The 7,813-nt window shown below is 75.2% G+C and carries 6 protein-coding genes; 3 read left to right on the top strand and 3 right to left on the bottom strand.

Features of this window, described 5'->3' with window-relative positions; all coding sequences use genetic code 11:
* Nucleotides 1–83: 83 nt before the first annotated feature.
* Nucleotides 84–2,435 (bottom strand): MMPL family transporter, encoded by a 2,352-nt coding sequence (locus ABTZ17_RS35225; protein WP_352199889.1) that lies wholly within the window; start codon nt 2,433–2,435, stop codon nt 84–86.
* A gap of 355 nt (nt 2,436–2,790) precedes the next feature.
* On the opposite strand from ABTZ17_RS35225, the gene ABTZ17_RS35220 reads away from it, so the two are divergent.
* The gene (locus ABTZ17_RS35220; protein ID WP_352199888.1) at nt 2,791–4,179 is read left to right on the top strand and encodes a sensor histidine kinase; all 1,389 of its coding nucleotides are present in this window, start codon (nt 2,791–2,793) and stop codon (nt 4,177–4,179) included.
* A gap of 42 nt (nt 4,180–4,221) precedes the next feature.
* Nucleotides 4,222–4,896 (top strand): response regulator, encoded by a 675-nt coding sequence (locus ABTZ17_RS35215; RefSeq protein ID WP_352199887.1) that lies wholly within the window; start codon nt 4,222–4,224, stop codon nt 4,894–4,896.
* A gap of 72 nt (nt 4,897–4,968) precedes the next feature.
* On the opposite strand, the gene ABTZ17_RS35210 is transcribed toward ABTZ17_RS35215, so the two are convergent.
* Nucleotides 4,969–6,246 carry an RNA polymerase sigma factor gene (locus tag ABTZ17_RS35210; protein WP_352199886.1) on the bottom strand — a complete coding sequence of 426 codons (1,278 nt, stop codon included), beginning with the start codon at nt 6,244–6,246 and terminating at the stop codon, nt 4,969–4,971.
* Between the two features lie 129 nt (nt 6,247–6,375).
* Nucleotides 6,376–6,783, bottom strand: coding sequence for a YciI family protein (locus ABTZ17_RS35205; RefSeq protein ID WP_352199885.1), 408 nt, complete (start codon nt 6,781–6,783; stop codon nt 6,376–6,378).
* 382 nt (nt 6,784–7,165) lie between these two features.
* Here ABTZ17_RS35205 and ABTZ17_RS35200 point away from each other — a divergent pair, with 382 nt between their 5' ends.
* Nucleotides 7,166–7,654: a hypothetical protein gene (locus ABTZ17_RS35200; protein WP_352199884.1), complete on the top strand. Its 489-nt coding sequence runs from the start codon at nt 7,166–7,168 to the stop codon at nt 7,652–7,654.
* Nucleotides 7,655–7,813 lie beyond the last annotated feature (159 nt).

Below are 7,813 nucleotides of genomic sequence, written 5' to 3'. Positions count from 1 at the left end.
CAAGGTGAGTGGAGTTGAGTCGTGTGCTCTTGCGATGTGGTGCGGGCGGCGCGCCGGGACAGGTGCACGGGGGAGCGGGGGCCTCAGCGGGCCCCGGTCGTCCGCTCCCCGGGCCGGGGGAGGGCGTGGGGAAGGGGCACCGGTCGGGGTTCGGTCGGGGTCCCGCCGTAGGGGTACCCGTGGCCGGCCCCGGACACATCGACCCCGGACCCGCCTGCCCCGCTCACCCCGCCCCCGGACACCCCGTAGGGGCTTCCGCCGTGCCCCGTCGCGTCCTCGTCGCCCACCGGGCGGCGCAGGACCGGCCACCACAGGGAGCGGCCGAGGAGCGCGGCCAGAGCCGGGACCAGGGCGATGGAGAGGACGAAGGCGGAGAGCAGGATGCCCAGGGCCGTCGCGAAGCCGACCTGCTGCGTGGCCGGGGCGGGGTTCACCGCGAGTCCCGCGAAGGAGGCGGCCAGGACCAGCCCCGCCGAGGCGATCGCCGGGGCGGTGTGCCGGACGGCCCGCGCCACGGCCGCCCGGGCCGGGCCCGGGCGGGCCATCTCCTCGCGGATCCGGTCCGTCACCAGGATGTTGTAGTCCGTGCCCAGCGCCACCACGAACAGGAACAACACCAGCGGCAGCGTGAAGTCCACGCCGGGTCGCCCGAGTCCGTGCTGGAAGACCAGCGCGGAGGCACCCAGGGTGGCCGCGAAGCCTAGGCCCACCGCCAGCATCAGCACCACCGGGGCCAGCAGGCTGCGGAGCAGCAGGAAAAGGATCACCGCGATGAGCGCCGCCGCCACCGGGAACACCACCTTCAGGTCCTTGCCGACGGCCACCGCCACATCGGCGAACACCGCCGCCGTACCGCCCACGTGCGCCTCCGTGCCGGGCGGCCGGTGGGCCGCGACCGCGTCCCGTACCGGACCCGACACCAGGTCACGGGCCTCCTGACCCAGCGGGTCCGCGTCGAGGAAGAGGTCGATGCGGGCGGCCCGTCCGTCCCGGCTCAGCACCGGCGGGGCGACCTGGCCGACGCCGTCGACGGTGCCGAGGGCCCGGACCATCCCGTCGAGTCCGGCCGTGTCCACCCGGCCGCCGCCGACGGCGGTCACGAAGACCCCGGCCGGATCCGAGACGCCCGCGGGCAGGTGCTCCGCGATCTCGGCGGCGGTCCGGGCCGCGGCCGTCCGCTCCTCCCCGGCGGCCCGGCCGCCGTAGTCCATCCGCATCCCGGCCGTGCCCGCGGCCAGCGCGCCGAGCACCGCCACGCACACCAGGACCAGCGCGGCGGGCCGCCGCACCGTCCACGCGCCGGTCCGGGCCGCGGCCCCGCCCCGCGCGGGCCGGTCCAGGGAACGCGAGGGCCAGAACATCCGCCGCCCGCACACCGCGAGGAGCGCCGGCAGGAGGGTCAGGCTGCCCAGCAGCATCACCAGCACCGACACCGCGATCGCCGGACCCAGCACCCGGAACTGGCCGAAGGTGGCCACACCCAGCGTCGCGAACGCCGCGACGATCGTCAGCGCCGCCGAGGTGATCGCCGTACCCACCCGGCCGGCGACCACCGCGGCCGCCTCCCGCCCCGACTGCTCCGGATGCGACCGCAACTGCTCACGGAACCGGAACAGCAGGAACAGGAAGTAGTCCACACCGATCCCGACCAGCACCACATTGATCAGCCCGGGGGTGGACGGCGCCAGCCGGATCCCGCTCAGCAAGGCCCCGATCACCACGGTGCCCATGGCGGCCCCGCCGATCACCGTCACCGCGACCAGCGGCAGCAGCGCCGCCAACACGCTCCGGAAGACGAGCACGTGCAGCAGCACGATCACCCCGACCATCACGAAGCCCACCACCATCGAACGGGTCTTCTCGGCGTCCTGGTCGTCCACCGTGGACGCCAGGCCCCCGGTGAACCCGGTCCGCAAACCGGCGACCTCGAACTCCGCACGTGCCTGGTCCCGGAACGCCCGGTACGTGGACTGCACCCCCGGGTCCGCCGGATTGCCCTTCAACTCCACGGACAGCAGCCGCAGCTCGCGGTCCGGGGAGGTCAGCGCGGGCGTCACGCGCGGGCGCTGGGAGTGGTCCTCGGTCAGCGCCGGCGGGGTCTTCTCGTCCCGCGGCATCGTGATCCAGCGGCGGGACAGCGCCGCCGCCCGACCGTCGATGCCGCGCTCGTCGGCGGCGGTCAGCGCCGCCCCGTCCCGACGGGCCACCAGCACGGTCAGCGGCTCCACGTCGGGCCGCGCCCCGAAGTGCCGCTCAGCCACCTTCAGGGCCGCCGCCGAGTCGTACCGCTCGGGCAGGAACCCGCCCGTGCCGGGCTGCGAGGCCCGGAACACGAACGCCTGCCCCAGGATCGTCAGGGCGATGCCGAGCACCGCCCAGAGGGCGATGACCTTCCACGGACTTCGCGTCGAGAAGCCGGTCAGGGCGCGGATCACGGGACCTCCGTACGAACGTTCCGCCCACCGGATCGGCGGGCGGTTCCGGGCACCTCCCGGACTCCTTCCCAGACCATCAGCGGACGGGCCCCGGATCATCGGTGCGCAGGAGGAGCCCGGGTACGGGACTCCGGTCCGCGGCACCCCTCCCGACCAGGACCGGAGTACTGGTCGGCCCTCCGCCCCCGGGAGGACGCCGCCTCCGCCCCGCCGGGGAGAATGGAGCTTCCGCCCCCGTCGCGCGCTCCTCCGGGCACCGGCGCGGGCGGACCACGAGGGCCGGGGAGGCCACGGGCGGACCGAGACGCCCACGGTGGACCACGGGCGGGCGAGAACGGGACGGAGCGGACAGGGCATGCGGGTACGGGGCGGGAGCAGGAGCGCGGTCGGGGACCCGGGCGCGGGCACGGATCCGGAGCGGGGGGCCGCCCCCGGCGGTGCCGGCCCCGCCCGCGCCCCCGGCCCCGGCGCCGAACGCTTGCCCTGGGAGCGCGGGGACGCGCTGGTCGCGATCGGTGCGGCGGCCGTGGACCTGGTCGGCTACTCGCTGGGCGCGGCCGACCAGGGCCGGCCGCTGACCCTGGTCGGCTGCGCGCTGCTGGTCCTGGCGGCCCTCTGCCTGGTCCTCCGCCGCACCCGCCCGCTCCTCGCCCTGGCCGGGGTGCTCGGCCTCGGCATCCACCTCAACTTCGCGACCCCGCTCCAGGGCCACTTCACCGCCGCCCTCGCCGTCGCGCTGTACACCGTGGCCCGACAACTCCCGCTGCGCCGGTCCCTGCCGGCGGCGGCCGTGACCGTACCCGCCTCCCTGATCGGCCTGTCCGGCGGACTCTCCGATCCGGCGGCCCTCGGCAATCCGGTGGCGACGGCCCTGGTCACCGGCGCCGGCGTGCTGATGCGGCGCCGGGCGGAGGAGGCGGCCGCGCACCGGCGACTGCTCGCCGAGGCCGCCGTGGCCGCCGAACGCCGCCGCATCGCCCGCGAACTGCACGACATCGTGGCGCACCACATCACCACCATGCAGCTGATGGCCGGCGGCGCCCGGGTCAACCTGACCCGGAACCCGGAGGCCGCCCGCGAGGCCCTGGTCACCCTGGAGGGATCGGGCCGCATGGCGCTGCGCGAGATGCGGCAGCTGCTGGACGTCCTGCGCGCCGGGGAGGAGCCGGAGACCGGACCGCCCGCCGCGCCCCAGCCCGGCACCGCGGACCTCGAACGGCTCGTCGCGGAGGCCCGGCAGTCCGGCACGGACACGGAACTCACCGTCGACGGACCGGTCCGCGCCCTCCCGCCGAGCGTCGGTCTGACCGCCTTCCGCGTGGTCCAGGAAGCCCTCACCAACACCCGCAAGCACGCGGCGGACGGCGCCCGGGCCCGGGTCCGGCTCGCCTACGGGGCCGGGCACCTCACCGTGGAGGTGCACGACGACGGAGCCGCCGACCGGGCCGCAGGCTCCGCGGCTCCCCCCGCCCCCGTCGCTCCCGCCGTCCCCGGCCACCCGGCCTCCGGTTGCTCAGCCTCCGGTTCCTCGGCTTTCGGTTCCGCTGCCTCCGGTCCCTCGGCCTCCGGCCCCTCCGTCCGCCCCTCCAAGAGCCCGGGATACGGTCTGATCGGCATGCGCGAACGCGTCGCCCTCCTCGGCGGCAGCCTGGAGACGGGTCCCGACGGCACCGGCGGCTACCGGGTCACCGCCCGCCTCCCGGCCGCCGCCGACGAGGACGGTACGGACCGCGAGGCCGCCTGACCACGTTCCGCCCCTCCCGCACCGGTACCGGAAGGACCCCTCATGATCCGCGTGCTGATCGCCGACGACCAGCCGCTGGTCCGTCGTGGCCTGGCCCTCATCCTCGCCCCGGAACCGGAGGTGGAGGTCGTCGGCGAGGCCGGGGACGGCGCCGAGGCCGTCGCCCTGGCCCGTGAACTCCGGCCCGACGTGGTCGTCATGGACATCCGGATGCCCGTCCTCGACGGCGTCGGCGCCACCGCCGCGCTCTCGGAAGCCCTCCCCGACTGCCGGGTCCTGGCCCTGAGCACCTTCGACATGGACGAGTACGTAGTGGCCGCCCTGCGCGCCGGCGCCTGCGGATTCCTCCCCAAGGACACCTCCCCGGAGGAACTGCTCGCGGCCGTCCGCACCGTCCACACCGGGGAGGCCGCCGTCGCCCCGCGCCTCCTCACCCGCCTCATCTCCACCTACGTCCGCACCCCGCGACCCGCCGCGACCCCGCCCCCCGCCGGCCCGGCCGCCCAGGACCTCACCCCGCGCGAACAGGAGATCTGGCGCCTCATCGCCGGCGGCCTCGACAACGCCGGGATCGCCGCCGCCCTCGGCCTGAGCGTCTCCACGGTGAAGAACCACATCACCGGCCTCTTCACCAAACTCACCGTCCGCGACCGCGCCCAAGCCGTCATAGCCGCCTACGAATCCGGCCTCGTCACCCCCACCCCACCCACCCCCTGACAGTGCCCCCACCGCCGTCCCTCCTTGCTCCACTGCCCCCTTGGCGGCTCTGCCCCTCCGCGTCTCTGCGTTTCAGGGCCGGAGGTCGGCGTTGAGGCGGGCGGCCTGGCGGGTGAGGTGGGTGCGTTCGGGGAGGTCGGGGGCCTGGTGGGCGGCTTCCGCGTAGAGGCGGGCGGCCGTCGCGCGGTCACCGTCGCGTTCGTGCAGGTACGCGGCGACGGCCGTGTAGCGGGGCAGGGACGGGTCGAGTGCGGCGAGGGCGACCAGGCCGGCCCGGGGGCCGTCGGCTTCGCCGACCGCCACCGCCCGGTTCAGCCGGACCACCGGACTGTCGGTGAGGCGCACGAGTTCGTCGTACCACTCCACGATCTGCGGCCAGTCGGTCTCCGCCGCGGTGCGCGCGTCCGCGTGCAGGGCCGCGACGGCCGCCTGGGCCTGGTACTCGCCGAGCCGGTCCCGGGCCAGGGCCGTCTGGAGGATCCCGATGGCCTCGGCCGCCGCCTCGGCGTCCCAGAGGGTTCGGTCCTGTTCGGCGAGGGGGACGAGGCTGCCGTCGGCGGTGGTGCGCGCGGAGCGCCGGGAGTGGTGCAGGAGCATCAGCGCGAGGAGTCCCGGCACCTCGGGGTGGTCCACCGAGGCCGCGAGCTGCCGGGTCAGTCGGATGGCCTCTGAGGCCAGGTCCACGTCCCCGGAGTAGCCCTCGTTGAAGACGAGGTACAGCACGCGGAGCACCGTGGTCACGTCGCCGGGGCGGTCGAACCGCACCTCGGAGACGGTCCGTTTGGCCCGGCTGATGCGCTGGGCCATCGTGGCCTCGGGCACCAGGTAGGCACGGGCGATCTGCCGGGTGGTGAGCCCGCCGACGGCCCGCAGGGTCAGCGCCACCGCCGAGGACGGGGTGAGCGAGGGGTGGGCGCAGAGGAAGTACAGCCGCAGGGTGTCGTCCTCGGCCGGGCCGGGTGCGGGCGCCGGCTCCCGGTCGACGCGGTCCTCGCGGCGGCGCCGCGCCGAGTCCGCCCGTACCGCGTCCAGGTACCGCCGCCAGGCCACGGCGATCAGCCAGCCCTTCGGGTCCCGCACGGCGGCGGACTCCCGGACGGCGGCGGAGTTCCGGACGCCCCCGGCGCCCCCGGCGTCCCCCGCCGGATCGGGGTCTCGGGCCGGATCGGGCTCCTGGTGGTCGGAGCCCGGCAGGGACCGGATGCGGACGGCCTCGATCAGGGCCTCCTGTACGGCGTCCTCCGCGGCCGCGAAGTCCGCTCCGCGGCGGACCAGTACCGCGATCACTCCGGGGATCAGGCTCCGCAGCAGTACGTCATCGTCCATGGCGTGCCGCACGGCGTCCTGCATGGTGTCCTCCTGTGCGGACCGGGGAGAGGGAAGGGAGCGGTTCGGGGGAGGGGGTGGGGCGGGACGCGCGGCAGGGGGCGGGAGCGTGTCCGCGCCTCCCCCGCTCCCCCCGCCCCCCGCCCCCCGGGATCACTCCGTGATGGTGGGCGGGGCCGAGAGGAAGGGGCGCAGCTCCAGCCACTCGTGGATGGGCTCGCCGCCCTTGCCGGGGGCGGCCGAGAGCTTCCCGGCGAGCTCCAGGGCGCGTTCGTAGCTGTCCACGTCGATGACCATCCAGCCGGCGATGAGGTCCTTGGTCTCGGCGAAGGGGCCGTCGGTGACGGGCGGTCGGCCGGGTCCGTCGTACCGGACGAAGGTGCCCTCGGGGGCGAGCGCCTGTCCGTCGACGAACTCGCCGGTCTTCTCCAGTTCGGCCGCGAACTCGTGCATGTACCCCATGTGTGCGGAGATCTCCTCGGGCGTCCACTGGTCCATGGGGGCGTCGTTCACGGGGGTGGGGGCGCCGCGGTAGTGCTTGAGGAGAAGGTACTTGGCCATGTCTTCGCTCCTTGGGCGGTGCGCCCGGTGCGGGCGCGTTCACTGGGGGGACGGAGCCGGTCGCCGGTTCTCGACATGCCCGCCGTGATTTTTTCCTCGTCCTCCGGAATTCTTCCGGACGGAGCTTCCCGGAGCGTGTACCCCGGTGCGGGTCGGATCCGGAATCCGGGCCGGGTGAGGGGGCGGAGGCCTCCTACCCGCCATCGATTCCATGGTCGATCAACTCCCTTGCCTCGCAAGGCGAATGTTGATGGCCGTGCGGAGGTTGCGAATCCGCCCGGAGCCGTTAAGGTTCCGTTCCAGTGCCACGTGAAATATCACATGACACAAGGTGCCCGACCGGGCCACCAGGACCGTCCCTTTCGCACAAGGAGAAGCAACGATGAGCCGTCTGGCCGTCCTCACCGCCGCCGTCGCGGGTCTCGGCGCCCTGACCCTCGCCCCCGCCCAGGCCGCGACCGCCGCCCCGGCCGCCGCGACCGGCACCGTCGCCGCCGCCCCGGCCGCCACCACCGTCACCTCGTGCGGCAGCTCCGGCCTCCAGGCCGGCGTGAACACGCGCGTCTGCGCGGACGTCACCGGCTCGAACGTCGAGGTCTTCGGCAAGATCTCGCTGGCCGGCCCGCCCTCCCCGGGCAGCCCGGCCCCGACCCCGAAGCAGTACTACACGCTGCTCACCTCCGAGGTCCTGGGCAGCGGCAACCCGCCCCAGACCCAGGGTCAGTGGGTGACCTTCACCGCGACCGCCATCGAGGTCCGCGGCATCACCACCACCGCCGCCTGCGGCTCCACCGTCCGCGCCACCTTCGAGGTCTCCACGGTGGGCACCTTCCCGCGCCCGGTGACCCTGGAGCTGCCCGTCGCCTGCTGACCGTCGAGCACTCCGCCCCGCGAACGCCGGGGCGGAGTGCGCCTGTCGCACGCCCGAGCGGAACGCCCCTGTCCTGACCGCCGGGCCCGAGCGGCCCGGCTGACAGTAAGCCCGCTCAGGGCCCGAGCGGCCCCGCGGTCAGCAGGCCCGCGCAGCCCC

The sequence above is a fragment of the Streptomyces sp. NPDC097619 genome (assembly GCF_040302735.1).
Classification (GTDB): domain Bacteria; phylum Actinomycetota; class Actinomycetes; order Streptomycetales; family Streptomycetaceae; genus Streptomyces.
Note: the sequence above shows the minus strand (reverse complement) of the source record. Positions and strands in the feature narration are given on the sequence as shown.

Excerpts from the sequence above, each read along its gene's own strand:
- ABTZ17_RS35220 (WP_352199888.1), top strand. The coding sequence starts at position 2,791 with ATGCGGGTACGGGGCGGGAGCAGGAGCGCGGTCGGGGACCCGGGCGCG.
- ABTZ17_RS35215 (WP_352199887.1), top strand. The coding sequence starts at position 4,222 with ATGATCCGCGTGCTGATCGCCGACGACCAGCCGCTGGTCCGTCGTGGC.
- ABTZ17_RS35210 (WP_352199886.1), bottom strand. The coding sequence starts at position 6,246 with ATGCAGGACGCCGTGCGGCACGCCATGGACGATGACGTACTGCTGCGG.
- ABTZ17_RS35205 (WP_352199885.1), bottom strand. The coding sequence starts at position 6,783 with ATGGCCAAGTACCTTCTCCTCAAGCACTACCGCGGCGCCCCCACCCCC.
- ABTZ17_RS35200 (WP_352199884.1), top strand. The coding sequence starts at position 7,166 with ATGAGCCGTCTGGCCGTCCTCACCGCCGCCGTCGCGGGTCTCGGCGCC.